Source organism: Mesorhizobium sp. (assembly GCF_024509055.1).
In the GTDB taxonomy this organism is placed as follows: Bacteria; Pseudomonadota; Alphaproteobacteria; order Rhizobiales; family Rhizobiaceae; genus Mesorhizobium.
This window is the reverse complement of sequence record NZ_JANINM010000538.1, coordinates 1-19,348: the sequence shown is the minus strand read 5'-3', so window position 1 is coordinate 19,348 and position 19,348 is coordinate 1. Positions and strand designations below refer to the sequence as shown.

The window sequence follows — 19,348 nt, the reverse complement described above, 5'->3', positions numbered from 1 at the left end:
GAGCCTTGATGGCTTTCAAAAATACCAACCGCGCGGAGCGTCAGGCGGGCGGCCGCGAGCGGATTTCACTCACCCCGGAAACAATTTCGCGGATACATGGTCGCGCCTCCGCCTACGGCTATGACCGTTCCGCCGTCCGGCCTGGCATCGTCCACATCGGTGTCGGCAACTTCCATCGGGCGCACGAAGCGCTTTATGTCGACCGCTGCCTCCACCTACCTGGGGTGAGCGATTGGGGCATCATCGGAATCGGATTGGGGGACAGCCCTGCGGCGTCGGGTAAGGCACGGGCCATCAGCCAGCAGGACGGGCTCTACAGCCTTACGGAATTCGCGCCCAATGGCACCAGCGCTACGCAGATCATTGGCGCGCTGCTCCGTTACATCCACGCGCCTACGGCAGGCGCTGACGCTCTTGCCGCGCTGACCGCCCCCAGCACGCGCATCGTCTCTCTGACCATCACCGAAGGCGGCTACAACATCGATGAGGCGTCGGACGCGTTTAATCTCGCCAATCCCGATGTAGTGGCGGATTTGCGCCAGCCAAGCCAACCCCGCACGGCATTCGGTTACATCGTCGAGGCGCTCGAGCGCCGTCGCGCGGCAGGTCTGGCCGGATTCACCGTCCTGTCCTGCGATAATCTGCGCAGCAACGGCAAGGTCGCCGAGAAGGCGATCCTCGGCTTTGCCGGCGCCCGCGATCCGGAGCTTGCTTCGTGGATTGCCGCCAACGTCACCTTCCCGAACAGCATGGTCGACCGGATTGCGCCACGGGTCGACGATGCAACCATAATGCAGATCCGCGACCTGACCGGAATTGATGACCGGGCTCCGGTGACGGCCGAGTCCTTCACCCAATGGGTGGTCGAGGACCGCTTTGTCGCGGGACGGCCGCCCCTCGAGCAGGTCGGAGTTGAACTGCGCGACGACGTGGAGCTCTTCGAAGCCGTGAAAGGGCGGCTGCTCAACGCCTCCCATATGATGCTCAGCTATCCGGCGCTGATGTGCGGCTACCGCCTGGTGCACGACGCGCTGGGTGATCCGGCCATCCGCGCCTACCTTGACGGTTTCCTCGAGCGCGATGCCATGCCGCGTGTGTCGGGCCCGCAAGGCCTGTCGCTGGCCGCCTACAAGGATATGGTCCTCGAGCGTTTCGCAAATCCGGCGATCGGCGACCAGCTGGAACGCATCGCCAACAACGGCGCCGCCAAGCTGCCGGTGTTTCTGACCAAAACTCTGTCGATGATGCTCGCCGGCGAAGCCTCGTTTGCCAGGGTGGCTCTGGCTTTGGCATGCTTCGAGCGCTACCTCGCCGGCAGCGACCTGCAGGGCGGGCCGATCCTCGTCAACGAGCCGAAGCTCACCGCCGAAGACCGCGCCATCCTTGAGACGGATGACCATCTCGCGATCCTGCGTCTCTCCATGTTCAAGTCGCTCCGGCTTGCCGATGACCCCCGCATGGTCGAAGCCTTCGAAAAGGCGCACGCGATGATCGACAATGGCGACATGCTCGGCGCCCTCGAACACGCTTCACGGGCCTGACCATGCCCGACTTTGCTGGGAAAACGGTTCTCGTGACCGGCGGGGCGGCCGGCATCGGCCGGGCGGTCGCGGCGGCGTTTGCGGTTGCAGGTGCCAAGGTTGTGGTCGCGGATGTCCGGAAGGAACGGACCGTTGCAGCCGCCGCCGAGATCGGACGCGGGGCCGTGCCGCTCGAGCTCGACGTCGCCGACGTCGCGAACATCGGTGTACGCCTCACGAAGCTGGCGGACGAGGTCGGCCGGATCGACGTGCTGGTCAACAATGCAGGCGTTTTCGGCATGGAGCCGTTGCTGAACGTGTCGACCGAGAATTTCGACCGCCTGTTCAACGTCAACGTGCGCGGCCTGTTCTTCGTAATGCAGGCCGTCGCCCGGCAGATGAAGTCCGACGGCAAAGGCGGCTCGATCATCAATATGGCGTCGCAGGCCGGGAGGCAGGCCGAACCTGCATCGTCGGTGTACGCGGCGACCAAGGCAGCCGTTATCAGCTTCACCCGATCCGCCGCCATCGCGCTCGTCAAGGACGGCATCAGGGTCAACGCGATCGCGCCCGGCGTGATCGAGACCGAAATGTGGGACCGCATCGACGAACTCTACGCCCGCCAATACGGAGTCGCTGCTGGCGAGAAGCGCCGGCAAGCCGGCGCAGCCGTGCCGATTGGACGAATGGGAACGCCCGCCGAGATCGCCTCGGTAGCGGTGTTCCTCGCATCGGCGGATTCCGAATACATCGTCGGCCAGACACTCAATGTCGACGGCGGCAACATTTTGAGCTGACACGGGCGCACCTGCGTCCAGGATATGGAGAGAAACATGACTGAGGGTAACCGGATGTTGAAGATAGGCATCCTGGGCTGCGGACCGATCTCGCAGGCGGCGCATTTCGAAAGCGCGGTTAAGGCCAAGAACGTTGAACTCTATGCGATCTGCGATGTGGCCGACGACCTCCGCGACCGCATGGCGGCGACCTATGCCCCTGCCAGGAGCTACAGCGACTATGACGCGATGCTCGCCGATCCGGATGTGGATGCTGTCATCATCGCCACGTCCGACGCTTTCCACGTCCCGGCGTCAGTCGCAGCGCTCAAGGCGGGCAAGCACGTCCTTTGCGAGAAGCCGATCGGAACGTCGGTTGATGAGGTCGAAGAGCTTCGCACCGCCGTCGGCAAGAGCGACCGGGTGCTGCAAGTCGGACACATGAAGCGCTACGACGCTGGCCTCCAGAGCGCAAAGGAGTTCATCGGTGCCGAGATGGGCGAGATGCTCGCGCTCAAGGCCTGGTATTGCGATTCAACCCACCGCTACGCTGTCACGGACGCCGTACAGCCCTTCATGATCAAGAGCGCCAACGCCAAGAAGCCTTCGGGCAATCCCAAGGCGGACCTCGCCCAGTACTACATGCTTGCGCACGGCAGCCACCTCCTCGACACGGCGCGCTATTTCGCCGGCGAGATCGTCGAACTCCAGGCCCGCATGCGGAACCGCTTCAACGCCTTCTCGTGGTTCATCGACGTCGAGTTCTCAAACGGCGTGATGGGCCATCTCGACCTCACGGTCCCGGTCCGGATGGACTGGCACGAGGGCTTCCAGATTTATGGCGAGAACGGCAGCATCGTCGCCAAGACCTACAATCCGTGGCTCTTCAAAACCAGCGACGTCGACATCTTCAGCGAGAAGACCGGCGCGACGAGCCGGATACTCGGTGCGGACGGCCATTTCTATCGGCGCCAGCTTGAGGGCTTCGCGAACACCATTCTCAATGGCGCGCCGATGACTGGCGCGAACATCGACGACGGCGTCGCCTCGGTCAGGGGCATGGTGGCGGCGATGCAATCGGTCAAGAGCGGCAAGTCCGTCAAGCTCGCCGACGTCGGAGGCAAGGTCTGATGCGCCTCGGTATCTTCGCGAAGACCTTCCCAGGCGAAAGCCCGATCGGGGTCCTGACAGCAGCGCGCGACGCCGGGTTCGCCTCGGTCCAGTACAATTTCGCCTGCTCTGGCATCGGCGCGTTGCCGGCGTCGATCCCCGACGAGGCCGTGAAGGCGATCAATTCGGCATCCGCGGAGACGAATGTCGCGATCGCAGCGATTTCAGCGACCTACAACATGATCCATCCAGACCTCGCGACGCGCGAAAAGGGCCGGCGCAGCTTCGAGGCCATTGCCGCCGTCGCTCGCGAGATCGGCTCCGACTTGCTCACAGTGTGCACGGGCAGCCGCGACGCAGCCGACCAGTGGCGCGACCACCCGGAGAACCAGTCATCGGAAGCATGGGCGGAGATGATTGCAGAATTCCGCCATTTGGTCGCCGTCGCAGAGCGGTACGACATCTACATCGGCGTGGAGCCAGAGCTCGCCAACGTCATCAACTCCGCCCACAAGGCACGAACGTTACTGGACACGATGGGCACGGATCGCATCCGCATCGTCTTCGACCCCGCGAACCTCTTCGAGGTCGAGGACGACGACAAGCGGGCCGCGATCATCGAAGAAGCGGTGCGTCTGCTCGAAGACAGCATCGCGATCGCGCATGCCAAGGACCGCAACGCGGACGGATCGTTCGCCACCGCGGGCAAGGGCGTCATCGACTATCCAAGGTACATCGCGTCGCTAAAGGCAGCAGGCTTCCACGGCGACCTCATCACCCACGGTCTCGGTGCGGCTGAAGCCCGGGGGGTCGCCTCGTTCCTCAAGACTGCCTTGGGTGAGAAGGCGCCGGGATGAGCCGGAACTTCCAGACCGCCGGCGGTGTCCGCCTTGCCGTCTATGCGGAAGGCGAAGGAATGCCCTTCGTCTTCCAGCACGGGCTATGTGGCGACCAGGCGCAGCCGGGTCAGGTATTTCCGTCGGGCGAAGGCTTTTCGCGCGTGACAGTCGAGTGCCGCGGCCACGGAGCCTCGGACCCGGGGCCCCTGGCCGACTTTTCGATCCCGACGTTTGCCAGGGACATCGCCACGGTCATCCAAGGCGCCGGAATTGAGCATCCTGTGATCGGCGGAATCTCGATGGGGGCGGCGATATCCCTCCACCTCGCGGTGAAGCGGCCCGACCTCGTGAAAGCTCTGGTCATCGCCCGCCCCGCGTGGCTCAGTGCCAGCGGTCCCGACAACATGTTTCCCAACCTTCTTGCGGGCGAGCTGCTCGAGCTTTTCCCGCCGGACGAGGCGAGGCGCCGTTTCGAGCTCTCCGACGCCGCCGAGCATTTGGCCAAGGAAGGTCCGGACAACCTGACCTCGATCCGCGGTTTCTTTGCCAAAGAGCCGATCGGCGTCACGTCTGCGCTGCTGCGCAGGATTTCCGCGGATGGCCCAGGTGTCACCGAGGAAGAGCTCCGGGCCATTTCCGTACCGACGATTGTCATCGGACACGGCCGGGACGCCGTGCATCCGATCGAATACGCCCGCAAGATCGCGTCCTGGATTCCCGGAGCGAACTTCGTGGAAATCACCCCCAAGGCTGACGACGCCCTCGCCTACCGCAACGACTTCCGTTCCGCGCTCTCGAAATTCCTGAAGGAGATCTGACTTTGAAACCGCCCTCCGATTGGCTCGAAGCCCTGCCCACGAACCGTTTGCTAGCGGAGATGTCGCTCTGGTCGGCTGATCTCGGTAGGCTCGCCGAGGAAATCGACCGCGTCGATAGGCTCACCGACATCTACCATATCGATGTCGCCGACGGACATTTCTCGCCCGCGTTGCTCTTCTTCCCCGATCTCGTCGCCGTATGCCGGAAGAAGACGGCCAAGCCTCTCCACGTTCACCTCATGGCTACCGACGACATCCTTGAAGACCAGATCCGCCAGTTCGCCGACGCAGGAGCCGATCTCATCAGCATCCATGCGGAGAACGGCAACCTGCATCGGGGACTCGACCTCATCGCGTCGCTCGGCGCCGAAACGGGCGTCGTTCTCCAGCTCCAGACCCCCGTGTCCCATGCGGCTGGTTATGTCGACCGGATCGGCATCCTGACCCTTCTCGGGACGCGGATCGGGGTCAAGGGTCAGGGGCTCGATCCGGAGGCGGAACTCCGTCTCCAAGAAGCCAGGAAGCTGATCGCCGACGCCCACTTGCTGCAGCGAGTCCTGCTCGCCGCCGATGGCGGCATCCGGGAGCATACCGTGCCTGGACTTCGTCGGGCCGGAGCCGAGACGATCGTCATGGGCTCGCTGGCGTTCAACGCCGAGGATTTCCCCAAAAGGATGGAATGGGTCCATGCTCAAGCGATTGAGGGCTGAGGAAATGCCCGGAAATCACGCCATAGGTTTCGACCTCGGCGGGACCCAGGTCCGCGCTGCCCTGGTCCGAGACGGTGAAGTGCTCGTCCGCACCGCTGCGGCCACGGACATCGCCGGGCCCGCCGCCGTCATGCGCCAGTTCCGGAACCTCGCGGCCATGGTGCGGGGCGATCTTCCGGAGTCCGAAATCAAGGCGGTTGGAGTAGCCGCACCAGGTCCCCTGGATACCGTCAGCGGCGTCGTCGACCACATCCCGACGCTGCCTGGCTGGGATCAGTTCCCATTGCGGCGCGCTCTTGCAGACGCGTTCGGCCTTCCGGTGGCGGTGGAAAACGACGGCACTGCCGCAGCCTGCGGCGAGTGGAAACACGGTGCGGGCCGCGGCCTTGACAACATCGTCTACGCGACCGTCAGCACGGGCCTTGGCGGAGGAGCCGTCGTCGACGGCCGCCTGATGCATGGCCGTCGGGGAATGGGAGCCCATATCGGGCATTTCCAGATCGTCCCCAATGGTCCGGTTTGCTCCTGTGGAACGAGAGGCTGCTTCGAGGCCCTCGCCGCGGGCACTGCCTTGGGCAAGCGCGCCAAGGCGGCCGCCGCCGCAAACCCCAATGGCTATCTGGGACATCGGGCCGCGACCGCAGAGGTCTTGTCGAAAGACGTCGTCGAGGGCGCTCGCCAGGGCGATGCGGAATGCGTTCGGCTCATGGCCGAAGAAGCCGATTATCTCGGAGTGGGTTTCACCGGCCTAATCCACATCTTCAGTCCGGACGTCGTCATCATGGGCGGCGGGGTCTCTAAGGCCTTCGACCTGCTTTCGGACGGCATCCATGCCGTGATCAGGCGGGACGCCATGGCGCCGTTCAAGGACGTGAAGGTCGTCCCCGCGGAGCTCGGCGACAACGCGGGATTGGTCGGCGCGGCATCGCTCGCGCTTGACTTGATCAAACAACCTGCGGCCATCGGAGGCTAAGATGGACTACTTCTCGAAATTCAGATTGGACGGCATGAAGGCCGTCGTCACTGGCGGGGCCGGAGGCATCGGCGCTTCCTGCGTGGACGCGTTGCTGCAGGCGGGAGCCGAGGTCATTGTAGTCGACTACAGTGCCAATAACCTCGCAGCCGCGAAACAGCGTCTCGACGGGTTGGCGGTGTCTTTCGAACAGCTTGACATCACCGACGCGAAAGCGGTGCGCGCTCTCGCCGACCGGCTGCCGCCGGTCGACATCCTGGTTAACAATGCCGGGATCGGCAGACAGACTGCTGGCGAAGACATCACCGAAAGCGAATGGAACGAGGTGGTGGCCGTCAACATGAACGGCGTGTTCTGGTGTGCGCAGGCATTCGGGCGGCATATGATCGAGCGCGGCAGCGGATCGATCGTGAACATCGGCTCAATGGCCGGCGAGATCGTCGTACGGCCCCAGAAGAACGTGCATTACAACGCCTCCAAGGCGGGCGTGCACCACATCACCAAGTCGCTGGCCGCCGAATGGGCTCCTCGCGGAGTTCGCGTCAATGCCGTCGCGCCGGGCTTCATCGAGACACCGATGAACGCCTTCGCTTTGAAGAACGACGTCGAGACGACGAAGATTTGGCTCGGAAACACGCCAACCGGACGGGTCGGCCAAACGCATGAGATCGCGTCGATCGTTCTGTTCCTGGCTTCGGAAGCGTCGAGCCTCATGACAGGCTCGATCGTCGTCGCCGACGGAGGATACTGTGTCTGGTGATCGAACAGCCGACCCGCCGGAACTGATCGACATCTCGGGCTATGACTTCAAGGCCCTGATCTTCGACTGCGACGGGACGTTGGCTGAAACTGCTCCGCATCATTTTAACTCGCTCAGGTCGGCGCTCGCAGAGCAGGGCTTAGTGTTGCCGACAGGCTGGTACTTTGCCCGACTCGGGCTGTCGCGAGGGCATCTCTTCGACGAGTTCGACGCCCAGTTCAACGTGAAGATCGATCGGAATGCGGCTATCGCAAGGAGCGAGGAAATTTATTGCGACGCCTCGCTTCCTATATTGGAGATCAAGCGTGTCGCCGGCATCGCCAAACAGTTGAGGGGCCAGCTTCCAATTTCCGTCGCGTCCGGCGGCCCCCGCCGACTCGTACACCGCACGCTGACGGCCTGCGGCCTTTGGCCGTTCTTCGACCACGTCGTCACTTTCGACGACGTTGGCATGGGCAAACCTTCGCCTGCGCTCTTTCTCGAGGCCGCCAGACGGATGGGCGTTGAGCCTGGCGACTGTCTAGTGTTCGAAGATAGCGACGAGGGCATTGAGGCAGCCGGCCGCGCCGCCATGGCAGTCGTGGATGTCAGGAAGGCATGACCGAAACGCAAAAAAGCCAAACTGAAGGCTGTCGTTCCGGCCGGTACGCAACCGCCTCTCATCACGGCTACCCGAATGCTTTATGTGGTTCATGCGGCTCAGCTGAGCGTCAACGGCGCGCGTCATCATGCTAGCTGCCACAACTGATTGAACATCGCCGAACGCCACGAAGGGATTGCTCAATGACTGATCGCACTCAGCCATCCTGGATCGGAACCGCCGCGCCCCGTTTCATAGAGCGCCCTGTCCACCGTCATTGGCTATTGTCGCAGGCGCGCTCGCTGTTCGACTACTTCCAATTCCCGTCCTTCAATCCGAAGGGCGGGTTCTTCACGCTGGGCGATGATGGGCAACCCAATCCTCCCTCTCCAGGCCATGTCGGTAGTTTACGTCGACTCCACGACACCGCGCGAATGGTGCACTGTTTCTCGGTTGCTCATCTTCTCGGTCTGCCCGGCGCCGAACGAAGCATCGATCATGGTATGGATTTTATCTGGAAACGCCACCGAGACACTACAAACGGCGGCTATTTTTGGGGCGTCGACGACGAAAAGCCGATAAGTCCGGAAAAACTGGCTTACGGCCACGCCTTCGTGATCCTGGCTGCGTCCTCAGCCAAAGTCGTGGGTCATCCTGACGCCGATCGCCTGATGAGCGACGTCCTCGACGTGCTCGACCTCCGGTTCTGGGAAGCCGGCGTCGGGGCGACCTCAGAAGAATACGCGGCGGACTGGGGCGAGATAAGCGGCTACCGCGGTCAGAATTCCAACATGCATTTGTGCGAAGCGCTGATGGCTGCGTTCGAGGCCACTGGCGAGCAACAGCTCCTGGACAAAGCTGTAAAGATCGCCGAGCTGATCATCGGGCGTCATGCGCGCGAGCAGGGCTGGCGTGTAGCCGAGCACTTTAGGCGCGACTGGACCGTCGATCTCGCATATGCCGGCGATCCGATGTTCCGACCGAGAGGCACAACGCCAGGACATGCCCTGGAGTGGAGCCGACTGCTGATCCAGCTATGGGAGTTGGGCGACCGCACCCATCCGTGGATGCTCGAAGCGGCGAAGGGCCTCTTCCTCAAGACGGTGGCCACCGGGTGGGACAATGAGACCGGAGGCTTCTACTACACTTTGACCTGGGACGACATTCCTGATCGCAGTGATCTGTATTGGTGGCCCTGCGCCGAAGGCATCTGCGCAGCAGCCGTGCTGGCGTCCGTCGATGATAGCCCTTGTTTCGAAGAATGGTATCGACGCATCTGGGCCTTCGTGAGCAACCACTTCATCGATCGGCGCGCTGGCGGGTGGATCCCCGAACTCGACAGGCAGTTGCGGTCTGTTAATCGGGTCTTCATTGGACGTCCCGATATCTATCACGCCGTCCAGGCGTGTATTATCCCGCTCCTGCCAGCCAAAGGAAGCATCACTCGCGGTCTCGTTGGAAATGGCACGCTGTCCGTGCTTCTCGGATAGGGCGCAGTCACGCTCAAGGCAGTTCCAAAATTTTCTTGACGCCGCAACTGCTCTGCCATCTGCAGGCAATGGGCCGGCGTCGAGACGTCCGTCGTCGAGGGCAAATATGCTAGCGAGAACGCCGGCGTCGGTGGCGCCGGGTTTGGACGGACCTCGCTATGAAAATCGGTTTGACCAATGGTGGAAACGCGCTGGTGCGCAGCAGCGCGATCGGCCGTCAAAACACGGCATTCGGTTGCGGTTGCTACTCAGCTCAATTCACGACTTTCGGGCTGCGATCCAACAACCTCGCCGGTAGCGTTGGCGATGCAAACGCGCCATTTTCGTCAGATGAGACGCAGTTGGCTTGGGAACCATTATCGAATCCTCATAGGGGGGGTTCAACAAAGAACTCAGGAAAACATTTCCCAACCCGGCGGCAGCAGCCAACTAGCATCGACCCTTGTGAAAACCTAACCAGCAATCACCCGGGCAACGTATCGCGCTGCGCCGCGGCGCTTGATCTCCGCCTTGTCGCAATGATCGCAACAGGCTCGGAAACGCCGAGATTTTGTTCGCGCGCCGAATGCCCAATCAAGAATCCTGATTGAAAGGCTTGGCCGCCGAGTGGTCTTCGGCCCCTGAAAATACTCTGAGATTGAAGCGCGCATGCAGGCTCGCGCCTTCATCATCTCGGCGACCTGATCAATCTGGCGATAGCGCTGTTCCAGCATCTGCTCCAAGTCGAGCCCAGGGACGTGTGCAGCCTCCACCGTTTTTTCGGCCATGAAACGCAGCCGCGAGATATCGCGGCCGACGCTCGCCCCAGTGTGGAACATAACTGCCACGGCAGCCTTTCCATCCCTTCCGGCTCGGCCGAACTCCTGCAGTTGGTCTTCAACCGAGGCCGACTGCTGCCAATGGATTACCAGACGGACATTCGGCACGTCGAGCCCCATGCCAAAGGCATTGGTGCAGATGATCTGGTCTAAGGGTGGCTTGCTCTGCCCAAGGAACCTCTTGACGAGTTCCTGCCGCTCCCACGCGTTCCCCAGCTTGGAATGATAGAGGGGCACGTCGAGCCCCAAATTGCCGAGCGCAGTTTGTAATTCCTCTCCGACCTTCGTCGACGGCACGAACACCATCGCCTTCTGTCCCTTGAGCTCTCGCAGTCGCAGGAGAGATGCGATTTCCCCTGCCCGCTGTTCGGCGGCGCATCGCCAGCGAAGGAGCGCAATGTTTGGTCTGTCGACATCCCGGACAAAGACCTCAACGTCCTCGATCCCAAGCGACAGCAGGATGCGCTGCTGCATCTCGCGCCCAGCGGTCGCAGTGAACGCAAGGACTGGTGGTGCACCAAGCTTTTCACGAACTTCCTTCAGCCGGCCGTATTCCCGCCGGAAGTCCCTGCCCCATTGATCGACGCAGTGGGCCTCGTCCACGACGATGAACGAAGGCTGCGTCTGCTTCAGGCGAGCACGTTCGCTCTCGCTCCTGACGAAGAAGCGCTCGGGAGCCAGATAGAGCAACTTGATCGCGCCCCTTTCGAGCATTGAAAAACGGGTCTGTTTCTCTTCAATGCTCAGGTCGCTATTGATGAAGGTGGCAGGGACCTTCCTCGCCAGCAGATCGGACACCTGTTCCGACATCAGCGTTTTCAGGGGGCTGACAACCATGGTCAGGCCACTACGGAGGACGGCAGGAAGCTGGAAGCAAAGGGTCTTGCCTGATCCAGTCGGACTGACGACCAGGACAGATTTTCCAGCGAGAGCGGCCAACACGATCGGCAGCTGACCTTCCCGGAAGCGATCCTTTCCGAAAAGACGAAGGACCGGGCCGAAGTTGCCAACGCCCTCAGAAACCGTGCCCTCGGTGTCCAACCAACGGGCAAGCCTGGCCGCCCATCGCTCAATAATCCGCCTCGCGAGACCACCGGCCAGGTTGGGGTGATGGACGGCATGACAGCCATCGCAGAGAGTAATCAGGTTGGAGAGCTCGTCCGTTCCCCCCATCGACCTGGGCAAAAGATGATGGATGTCCGCTTCTGCCGACCTCACCGGGGTCGAGCACGAAACGCAGCGATGGTTGTCACGCTCCAGAACCTGAAGGCGTATTTCGCGCCACGAGTCGATGGCATTACGCTGACCCATTTCTGCTCGCGCCCCAATCCCTGGAACGACGGGAGTAGCAGAACAGGTTTATGAAAGGGAGACCAACGCCGTGCTGATTATCGGCGCAAGCCACTTAGCAGGCCAGCGGGATCGACTTCGAGCGAGTGAAGCGCGAGCTATCGTTCAATGCTGCAAATCCGCGGATCGCAATATCCTCCTTTGGAAGGCCGCAAGACTGGACCATTCGCCGGGACGGAACATTTGCTCGCTGATATAGGTCCTGCAGTTCTACTAAGCCGTCGCAGGCTAGCTACGTCTCCCCTGTATGTAGATCATGCGTCCCCACGACCTGCTGATGCGAGGCGCTTCAGTGCTTCTGCAACAGGTACTCGACGATAGGCTTCCGAGCCGAGACCTCCGGTCTTTACTAGCTCTCGGCGCGCTCGAGCGAATGCGCGATCCTCATCCGTCACGTCAGCGTCACGTTCAACTATCCAGTGAAGAAAGGTGTCGTCCGCTTCCTTCATGGGACGCCCTGTCGCCGAAGAGATCCGATTCAATCGCAACTCCGAAAGGGGCCGAAGAGTCTGAGTGGGATTGTACTCTGTACGCTTGTCCTTGCCGGCTATCGTCACGTCCGACCCAGCTGCCCGCCCCGACGAATCATAAACAAACGCGGAGGCAATCCGATCGAAGGCGGCATCCTCTTCTTTTGGCCGATGGACAACATTACGCATCGGACGGTCGGGAACCGCGAGGCGGGTTATTCCACGATCGTTGATAGCGTCCAGGATTTCACGATGATCGTTAGTTGCTAAAATGACCTCCCGCCTGGCTGGCCAGAAGTCATAATGGGCGTGGGCTCCGTGGCCCTTGCCGATGTGAAACGCATAAATCTCCGGGTAGACCGTCAGCGTGGTACGACGTGATGGCTTGACATCGTAGTAGGCGGTCATACCCAACTGGAGCAAATGCGTCGCACCGATCCCGCCGAAAGCTTCGTCGATGACGAGCCCAAATCGGTCGTGTTGGTTCCAGCCCGGGAATAGGTCCTCCACCGAGGCAGGTCGACCATTTATCGAGATGTCGAACATTTCCGTCTTGAGAAGCGACATTACGTGCATTCGTCTAGTCCTTTCCCTTCGTTGTCGCCCTCATCGCGCAGTTAATGTGAGAACTTGCATATCGAGCCGCGGCTAACTCGAATGAAGTTGCCGCGTTGCCCTAGAGCGAACAGGGGATCATCGGCGCGGTACCTGCCGATCGTGTGGCCAATTAGACAGTCCGACATGATCCCAGTCTGGGGTCCGATGGCAGGTCCTCACCCCTCAAGGCGTATACTTTGGACTTCCAGGCCTTTCTTACCTTGCCCGCATTCCACAACGACCTTCTGCCCCTCCGCGAGCGCACTGAGCCCCGACCGGGCCAGTGCGGTCGCATGGACGAAGATGTCCCTGTCGCCGTTAGAGGGAGCGATAAAGCCAAATCCTTTTTCGGGATTGTACCATTTGACGGTTCCTTCGCTCTTCAGCTGCGACCTGCTCCCGCCCAAAGCCCCTGTGGGACGGCCGCTGTCCGCACGAACCTTCGAAACAGTGTCGCCAACCTCGAGCACCTGCGCGACCTGACGGCCCCGCGGCGTTTCTTCGACCGTCACTTTGAGACGCATACCCTCTGAAAGGTCGGGTTTTCCGACCATCTCCAGGGCACGCATGTGCAGGTAAACCTCAGCACCGTCTACGAGCTTGACGAAGCCAAAGCCTTTTCCTGAATTGAACCATACTACTTCTGCGTCGGCTTGAATCGCGGCAACGACGGCCGGCCGCTGCTGGAAGTAGCTCGGTTCTGGTGTCCTCTCTGAAAAGCGAGCGTCCTCATCGTGATGCCGATGCCGGCGCTGATCTCGATGGTCCTTGTACTTGCTCATTGTCTTCTCGAATGATCCGCCGGGCACGTGGCGCCGCAATAGTCCCGTGCACCGGACGACGCGTTTGAAACCTCAATCCTCGTATCCTATCACCGCCTAGTTCGATGCGGCAGCGGATTAGGCGACCAGGCTGGATTTCCTGCCGGCAATTTTCGGCTATCGGCGCGGTTAAGCAAAGCTAACATATTTTAGCAGGCCGCTCGGCGGCATATTTTGGTCCCCTGCGGAAGGTGCCGCTGACGCAGGTCGCTGCGGTCGAGTTGATGGTGGAATTCCGCGATGCCATACCGGCGATCGACGATCATCTGTCAGGACTGGACGATCTCAACCTCCGAGCGCTTGAGCATCGGCTGCCAAGAAACTCTCTGGCAGCAAGCGCAGAGATGGTGATGCTGAATCTGCTGTTTGGTGGGATGGCCAACGTGATGGATAGTCTATCGAGCGCTGCCTTCCCTCAAATCGCCTTGGCTGTAGCGAGGAGAATGAAGCGCCGGTACACAAAGGTTCGCAGCCAGTTGCGCCAATTCGCTTGCGTTCGTTGAGCCTTGGCTATTGGCGAATGGCTTGCCACCTGGAAGCCCTCGAAACCAGCCTCAGCGAGAAGCGGCAGGATGCGACCAGGAACCAAACCAGACCCAAACGGAAGTTGCGTCATGATCGCAGAGTGACGGTCGCCCATGGCTCCGTCGTAGTAAGCGTCTTCACCTTGAAAGCGATCGATCATCGATATGAGGCTGGACGCCACTCGTCCCAAGCTCGTCGGCTTGGCCCAATCTCCGTCAAAGATGAGAAGAATTCCTCCTGGTCTCAGGAGGCTATGCCATTCGTTGAAAGCCTTAGCCGGATCAGTGAGCGTCCATACTAAATGCCTGCATATGATCGCGTCGTAGCTTGCCTCAGGCTCCATGGGATTTTCGGCATCGGCCAGTAAAAATCGGAGCCGATCCTTCGCCGCTTGTTTGGTCTTGGCGACCGCAAGCATGGCTTCTGAAAAGTCGAGCGCGGTCACGTCATGGCCGAGGTCATGAATGAGTGCGGTAACCTCGCCGGTTCCGCATGCCAGTTCCAGAACGCGCAATGGCTTCGGGCCCAGATGATCCCTGATCTGCTTCTGCCAGGCATCAAATTCAGGGCCTCGGGGTATCCTGTGCCCGAACGCCACGTCGAACGTTTCGGAACGTTTGGACCAGTATTCCCTGATTTCATCTTTCAGGCTGAAATTTTGAGCGGTCACGTCACCCGTCCAAGATAATGAATGTGATGGCGACCGTGGTGGGGCGAGCGCTCGACGCGGACCCTCACGCCGAACACGTCGGCAAGCAGGTCCTCGGAAAGCACATCCTCCGCCGCGCCGGACGCGACAACACGGCCGCGACTGAGCACCGCTACGGAATCGCAGAACATCGATGCGAGATTGAGATCGTGCAGCGCAATAATGCTTGTCGCCGGCAGCTTGGTCACCAGGGACAAGATTTCCAGCTGGTGCTGGATATCCAGGTGATTGGTCGGTTCGTCGAGGAGCAACTCCGTCGGCGTTTGAGCGAGCGCTCGAGCGATGTGCACACGCTGGCGTTCACCGCCCGACAGGGTATGCCAGAGCTGTTGGGCCTTGCCTGTCATGCCAACATAGTTGAGGGCATTCGTCACCGCCTCGTCGTCTCTGGCGTTCCAGGGCGCAATTGGCCCTCGATGCGGCGTGCGGCCGAGGCGCACCACATCCAGCACGGTCACGCGTGCTTCCGTGGTTGCCTGCTGCTCCACCAGTGCAACACGCTTGGCGATGTCGAGCCTGCTCATGCTCGAAAGCTCTGTCTCGCCGAGCGTGATGACACCGCTTCTGACCTTCCGAAGCCGGCAGATCAGGCGAAGAAGACTGGACTTCCCAGAACCGTTCGGGCCGAGAAGCCCAAGGGTTTTGCCAGTGGCCAAATCGAGGCTGACCCCGTCGACGATCAGGACGCCGTTCGTGCCCCAATGCACGTCACGAACAGAGATGCTCATACGGATTGCCTCGCCCTGTAGAGGATGAAGGCGAATGCAGGAGCACCAAAGAGAGCCGTGACAACGCCGATCGGCAGAATCTGCTGCGGGATAATGATCCGCGATACGATATCGGCGAGCACCATGAATATCGCACCTGTCATTGCAGTCGCGGGTAACAGACGGCCATGACCAGGACCGACCAGGAACCGTGCGGCATGTGGAATGACGAGCCCCACGAAGCCGATCGAGCCGACGATGCTCACCATCGTAGCCGTCAAAAGGGCAGTCAGGCCGAGTAGGACGAGGCGTACGCGCATGACCGGGATGCCAAGCGCGGCAGCGGCATCCGCCCCGAAGGTGAAGGCATCGAGAGCCCGAGCGTAAAGCATGCATAGCGCGAAGCCGCCTATGGCGACTGGGCCGGCGAGATAGACATCTGGCCATCGCACGCCCGAAAGACTGCCCAGCAGCCAGAACATGACGCCGCGTGCCTGTTCGGCATTGGCTGACGTGGTCACGATGTAGGACGTCAGGGCATTGAACATCTGCGAGCCGGCAACGCCGGCCAGGATAATGCGATCCGAGCCTCCGCCGGCGCCGGCGGCAAGCAGGGACACCATCACGAAGGCCACCACCGCGCCCACAAATGCGCCTGTTGAAAGCGTGAGCACCCCGTAGCCGAAGCCAAGGATCATCACCGCAACGGCGCCGGTTGACGCGCCTGCCGAGATGCCAAGCACGTAGGGCTCAGCCAGCGGATTGCGCAGCATGGCCTGAAGGATGGCGCCCGAAACCGCCAGGGCCGCTCCTGCGCTCGCCGCCACCAAGGCACGGCTCAGGCGATAGTCCCAGACGATACCCTCATGGATGCGGCTCAATTGGAATGTCGTTCCTAGAAGGCGGTTCGCTACTGCCTTGATGGTGGTGTCGACAGGAATGGAAATCTCGCCGATTGAAACGGCGAGACTGATCGCAACACCGAGCGCGACGACCGCCAGGATGGAGAATGCCGCAAGTGCTCCCCATCCATGCCGGGCCAAAATGCCGTGGCTCACTTCACAAGCCCAAAGGACTTGATCCCGGCAGCCAGGGTTTCGATGCCGTCAATGGTGCGGATCGTAGGATTCATCGATTGCGCATCCATCTCAACGAAGTGCTTGTTTTTCACCGCGTCGAGTTGGCTGGTGACGGGGTCCTTTTCCAAAAAGTCGATTTTGACCTTCGGATCGTCAGCGGCGTAACGGCGGCGGTCCATGGTGGCAATGACGATCACGGCCGGATTGGCCTGAGAAATCGTCTCCCATCCGACCAGCGGCCATTCCTCCTCCGTCGTCACGACATTCTTTGCGCCCAGCGTCTTCAGGATGTAGGCGGGTGCGCTGTTCTTTCCGGCGATGAAGGCGTCGCCCTTAACTTCCTTGCTGGAAAACCAGAAGACGATCGGGAGGTCCTTGGCCGACCCGCCCAGCGACGCGACGGCATCCGCTTCACGCTTCTTGAGCGATGCAATCAGCGCATCGCCGCGATCCTGCACGTCGTATATCTGAGCCAGTTCGCCGATCTCCTGATAGATCAGGTCCATCGTGAACAGTTCCTTGCGCACGCCGTCGCCGCCGTCGGTGTTGATCTTGGCAACGCAGTCCGCGGGAGCAATGTAGGTGTTGATCCCGAGCGCCGAGAACTGCTCGCGTTTGCCCACCGACCCCTGGGCGCCGACATGCCACTCGAACTCGGCGGCGACGAGGTTCGGCTCCTGCCCGACGACGGCCTCGAAGCTGGGGTCGTTGTCGGCGAGGCGCTTTATCTTCTTGTTGGCATCCGCGTAAGCCGGCAGCACCGGGCCGACCCAGACCGCGGTCCCGACGATCTTGTCCGCCAATCCAAGCGAGTACAGGATCTCGGTCATGCCCTGGCCGATCGACACGGTTTTTTCCGGGGCCTTGTCGAAGGTGACGGATTGGCCGCAGTTTGTGATGGTGAGCGGATATTTGGTTGCAGCCGCATTTGCTTCGGCAGCAAACAGGCTGGTCGAAATTGCCGTCACGGCTAACACTGCAGTTCGTATTATGTTGCGGTTCATGATTATCCTCGGCGTTCGTGGGTGGGCGCAGCGGCGAAGCTGCAACGACAACAGACAGAGAGCGCTCGCGGTCTCGGGCGCACGCAGGAGATCTGGGCTAACCGCGACCGAGTGCGTTCCTAGGACGACCGTTTCAAGGATATGGCCGGCGATTTTGCGTGAAGAGGAATTGAGCGCTGCTTGGGCGCTTTGGATCGCAAACCGTCATTTTAGCTCCTATCCGGATAACCCCGTCCGGGATGATGAACTCTGTCTTGACGGCAGGTCTCCTGGCTCGCGATTTGCGCCTCACATCTACCTTCCCACAGAGAGCGAAGCTCTTTTGCAGTGGCATGGTGCACGAGATGTGCGCACCACAAGGATGTCAGACAATCCGCTTACAGTTGCGGGTGCAGCCACGGCTTAGGCGCGGTCGAAGCGCTTGCACCGTGTTCCCTATTATTCCCGTCGGACTGCCCGTCGGGAACCGTCAGCCTCAGTTAGGCGAAGGCTTGCCAACACGTCAACTCACGAGAATTTCAGTAAAAGCTAAAGAGGCTTCCTGCCTCTTGGCAGCAGAGTTTCGGGATGCTCGAAGAGACTGGCCCAGCCGCGACGTAGTCGGCCGGGCTAGTCCCGTGGAGGTCAGGCAACGCTGCGCAGCGTAGGTTTCCCACCCTCAAGCAACCGGGGCTCCATGAAAGTTGTATACCAATCGACAAACCCAATCACGCCGCCCTCATGCAATTCCGAGTACGGGCCGGGTTCGTACGCTGGCGAATTGATGCCGAACGCATTTTCCTCGACGATGCGTCGGTCTTCATCATTGGTTTCAGTCCAGACGTGGATCAAGTCGGCCAAATCGTAGTCAGCACCTTCGACGGCATCCTTGTGCACCAGCCACTTGGTCGTCACCGCCGTTTCCGTCGCGCTGATTGGCAACACGCGGAAGGTGATCGCGTGGTCGCCCAGCACGTGGTTCCAGGTGGTCGGATAATGATAGAGCAGGAGAGCGCCGATCCGATCGGTCGCTACGCTGTCGGACAGATTTCTCGTAACCGCACGCCGCCCTGTTGCCGTATAGCTCACCGCATCACGTAGAAGCGGCACGCGGGTGGCTCGGTACTGCCCTGCCTCGTCAATGGTAAAGCGCGAAGGCAAGCCGGCGGCCTCACAGCGCTGCCAGAGCGCGTCTACCTCAGGATCGCTTTCAGAACCCGTGGCTAAGATCACCGTCGGCGCCTCCGGAAACGTCTTGCATAGCTCGGGATGGTTGGCGGCGCAGTGGTAGCACTCGCGGTTGTTTTCCCAGACCAGCTTCCAGTTGCCCTTCTCGATGATCGTCGACTCGTAGGCCACCTTGGCTTCCGTCAACCGGTGCGGCGCGAAATAGGGTTCCATCATGGCGCGGAACGGCGCGAAGTCGGCCGGCTCCTTTGCCAGGCAGATGAAGATGTAGCCACCGACGCTCTCGCAGGCTACCGGCTTCAGACCGAACTGGCTCTTGTCGAAGCCTTCCGCCATCTGCCGGGCGAACAGCAGCTTGCCGTCGAGCTCATAGGTCCACTGATGATAGGGGCAGACAAGCTTCGCCGCCGTGCCCTTGTCGGCGTTGCAGACGCGGCTGCCGCGATGGCGGCAGGAATTGTGGAAGGCGTTGATCCGGCCCTGCTGGTCGCGCACCAGCACCACCGGATAGTCGCCGACCTGGGC

18 protein-coding genes and 1 riboswitch are annotated in these 19,348 nt (G+C 61.1%); of the genes, 10 read left to right on the top strand and 8 right to left on the bottom strand.

What is annotated here, in order from left to right; genetic code table 11:
* Positions 1 to 8 precede the first annotated feature (8 nt).
* The 10 genes from Q0L57_RS32495 to Q0L57_RS32450 all read left to right on the top strand — a co-directional run bounded on the left by Q0L57_RS32495 (position 9) and on the right by Q0L57_RS32450 (position 9,576).
* Positions 9 to 1,541, top strand: a complete 1,533-nt coding sequence (locus Q0L57_RS32495) for a mannitol dehydrogenase family protein (RefSeq protein WP_296747189.1) — start codon at positions 9 to 11, stop codon at positions 1,539 to 1,541.
* 2 nt (positions 1,542 to 1,543) lie between these two features.
* Positions 1,544 to 2,317, top strand: coding sequence for a glucose 1-dehydrogenase (locus tag Q0L57_RS32490; protein ID WP_296747188.1), 774 nt, complete (start codon positions 1,544 to 1,546; stop codon positions 2,315 to 2,317).
* Between the two features lie 36 nt (positions 2,318 to 2,353).
* On the top strand, positions 2,354 to 3,427 hold the full coding sequence (locus Q0L57_RS32485) for a Gfo/Idh/MocA family oxidoreductase (protein WP_296747187.1): 1,074 nt from the start codon (positions 2,354 to 2,356) through the stop codon (positions 3,425 to 3,427).
* A complete protein-coding gene (locus tag Q0L57_RS32480) occupies positions 3,427 to 4,263 on the top strand; it encodes a sugar phosphate isomerase/epimerase (protein WP_296747186.1) in 837 nt (278 codons plus the stop codon). Before Q0L57_RS32485 ends, Q0L57_RS32480 begins: the two co-directional genes overlap by 1 nt.
* Positions 4,260 to 5,063, top strand: a complete 804-nt coding sequence (locus Q0L57_RS32475) for an alpha/beta hydrolase (protein WP_296747185.1) — start codon at positions 4,260 to 4,262, stop codon at positions 5,061 to 5,063. The genes Q0L57_RS32480 and Q0L57_RS32475 overlap by 4 nt, the downstream gene beginning before the upstream one ends.
* A 59-nt stretch (positions 5,064 to 5,122) precedes the next feature.
* On the top strand, positions 5,123 to 5,773 hold the full coding sequence (locus Q0L57_RS32470) for a ribulose-phosphate 3-epimerase (protein ID WP_296747224.1): 651 nt from the start codon (positions 5,123 to 5,125) through the stop codon (positions 5,771 to 5,773).
* The gene (locus Q0L57_RS32465; protein ID WP_296747184.1) at positions 5,751 to 6,746 is read left to right on the top strand and encodes an ROK family protein; all 996 of its coding nucleotides are present in this window, start codon (positions 5,751 to 5,753) and stop codon (positions 6,744 to 6,746) included. The genes Q0L57_RS32470 and Q0L57_RS32465 overlap by 23 nt, the downstream gene beginning before the upstream one ends.
* 1 nt (position 6,747) lies before the next feature.
* Positions 6,748 to 7,506 (top strand): SDR family oxidoreductase, encoded by a 759-nt coding sequence (locus Q0L57_RS32460; protein ID WP_296747183.1) that lies wholly within the window; start codon positions 6,748 to 6,750, stop codon positions 7,504 to 7,506.
* Entirely contained in the window at positions 7,496 to 8,107 is a 612-nt protein-coding gene (locus Q0L57_RS32455; RefSeq protein WP_296747182.1) for an HAD family phosphatase, read from the top strand. Before Q0L57_RS32460 ends, Q0L57_RS32455 begins: the two co-directional genes overlap by 11 nt.
* Positions 8,108 to 8,289: 182 nt before the next feature.
* On the top strand, positions 8,290 to 9,576 hold the full coding sequence (locus tag Q0L57_RS32450) for an AGE family epimerase/isomerase (RefSeq protein ID WP_296747181.1): 1,287 nt from the start codon (positions 8,290 to 8,292) through the stop codon (positions 9,574 to 9,576).
* A 452-nt stretch (positions 9,577 to 10,028) separates the two neighbouring features.
* Here Q0L57_RS32450 and Q0L57_RS32445 read toward each other — a convergent pair whose 3' ends face one another.
* The 8 genes from Q0L57_RS32445 to Q0L57_RS32410 all read right to left on the bottom strand — a co-directional run.
* Positions 10,029 to 11,705 carry a RecQ family ATP-dependent DNA helicase gene (locus tag Q0L57_RS32445; protein ID WP_296747180.1) on the bottom strand — a complete coding sequence of 559 codons (1,677 nt, stop codon included), beginning with the start codon at positions 11,703 to 11,705 and terminating at the stop codon, positions 10,029 to 10,031.
* 293 nt (positions 11,706 to 11,998) lie between these two features.
* A complete protein-coding gene (locus tag Q0L57_RS32440; RefSeq protein ID WP_296747179.1) occupies positions 11,999 to 12,781 on the bottom strand; it encodes a hypothetical protein in 783 nt (260 codons plus the stop codon).
* A gap of 206 nt (positions 12,782 to 12,987) precedes the next feature.
* A complete protein-coding gene (locus Q0L57_RS32435) occupies positions 12,988 to 13,593 on the bottom strand; it encodes a cold-shock protein (protein WP_296747178.1) in 606 nt (201 codons plus the stop codon).
* Between the two features lie 454 nt (positions 13,594 to 14,047).
* Positions 14,048 to 14,827 (bottom strand): class I SAM-dependent methyltransferase, encoded by a 780-nt coding sequence (locus Q0L57_RS32430; protein ID WP_296747177.1) that lies wholly within the window; start codon positions 14,825 to 14,827, stop codon positions 14,048 to 14,050.
* On the bottom strand, positions 14,824 to 15,594 hold the full coding sequence (locus Q0L57_RS32425) for an ABC transporter ATP-binding protein (RefSeq protein ID WP_296747176.1): 771 nt from the start codon (positions 15,592 to 15,594) through the stop codon (positions 14,824 to 14,826). Before Q0L57_RS32425 ends, Q0L57_RS32430 begins: the two co-directional genes overlap by 4 nt.
* On the bottom strand, positions 15,591 to 16,631 hold the full coding sequence (locus Q0L57_RS32420) for an iron ABC transporter permease (RefSeq protein WP_296747175.1): 1,041 nt from the start codon (positions 16,629 to 16,631) through the stop codon (positions 15,591 to 15,593). Before Q0L57_RS32420 ends, Q0L57_RS32425 begins: the two co-directional genes overlap by 4 nt.
* Positions 16,628 to 17,656, bottom strand: coding sequence for an ABC transporter substrate-binding protein (locus Q0L57_RS32415; RefSeq protein ID WP_296747174.1), 1,029 nt, complete (start codon positions 17,654 to 17,656; stop codon positions 16,628 to 16,630). Before Q0L57_RS32415 ends, Q0L57_RS32420 begins: the two co-directional genes overlap by 4 nt.
* Before the next feature lie 241 nt (positions 17,657 to 17,897).
* Positions 17,898 to 18,142: riboswitch (cobalamin riboswitch) on the bottom strand.
* A 138-nt stretch (positions 18,143 to 18,280) separates the two neighbouring features.
* A partial coding sequence (locus Q0L57_RS32410) for an aromatic ring-hydroxylating dioxygenase subunit alpha (RefSeq protein WP_296747173.1) occupies positions 18,281 to 19,348 on the bottom strand: 1,068 nt, incomplete at its 5' end.

Bases quoted from the DNA above. Each gene is read 5' to 3' on its own strand.
- Q0L57_RS32450 (WP_296747181.1), top strand. From the start codon at position 8,290: ATGACTGATCGCACTCAGCCATCCTGGATCGGAACCGCCGCGCCCCGT.
- Q0L57_RS32465 (WP_296747184.1), top strand. From the start codon at position 5,751: ATGCTCAAGCGATTGAGGGCTGAGGAAATGCCCGGAAATCACGCCATA.
- Q0L57_RS32425 (WP_296747176.1), bottom strand. From the start codon at position 15,594: ATGAGCATCTCTGTTCGTGACGTGCATTGGGGCACGAACGGCGTCCTG.
- Q0L57_RS32480 (WP_296747186.1), top strand. From the start codon at position 3,427: ATGCGCCTCGGTATCTTCGCGAAGACCTTCCCAGGCGAAAGCCCGATC.
- Q0L57_RS32440 (WP_296747179.1), bottom strand. From the start codon at position 12,781: ATGTCGCTTCTCAAGACGGAAATGTTCGACATCTCGATAAATGGTCGA.
- Q0L57_RS32470 (WP_296747224.1), top strand. From the start codon at position 5,123: ATGTCGCTCTGGTCGGCTGATCTCGGTAGGCTCGCCGAGGAAATCGAC.
- Q0L57_RS32445 (WP_296747180.1), bottom strand. From the start codon at position 11,705: ATGGGTCAGCGTAATGCCATCGACTCGTGGCGCGAAATACGCCTTCAG.
- Q0L57_RS32460 (WP_296747183.1), top strand. From the start codon at position 6,748: ATGGACTACTTCTCGAAATTCAGATTGGACGGCATGAAGGCCGTCGTC.
- Q0L57_RS32490 (WP_296747188.1), top strand. From the start codon at position 1,544: ATGCCCGACTTTGCTGGGAAAACGGTTCTCGTGACCGGCGGGGCGGCC.
- Q0L57_RS32485 (WP_296747187.1), top strand. From the start codon at position 2,354: ATGACTGAGGGTAACCGGATGTTGAAGATAGGCATCCTGGGCTGCGGA.
- Q0L57_RS32475 (WP_296747185.1), top strand. From the start codon at position 4,260: ATGAGCCGGAACTTCCAGACCGCCGGCGGTGTCCGCCTTGCCGTCTAT.
- Q0L57_RS32415 (WP_296747174.1), bottom strand. From the start codon at position 17,656: ATGAACCGCAACATAATACGAACTGCAGTGTTAGCCGTGACGGCAATT.
- Q0L57_RS32435 (WP_296747178.1), bottom strand. From the start codon at position 13,593: ATGAGCAAGTACAAGGACCATCGAGATCAGCGCCGGCATCGGCATCAC.
- Q0L57_RS32495 (WP_296747189.1), top strand. From the start codon at position 9: ATGGCTTTCAAAAATACCAACCGCGCGGAGCGTCAGGCGGGCGGCCGC.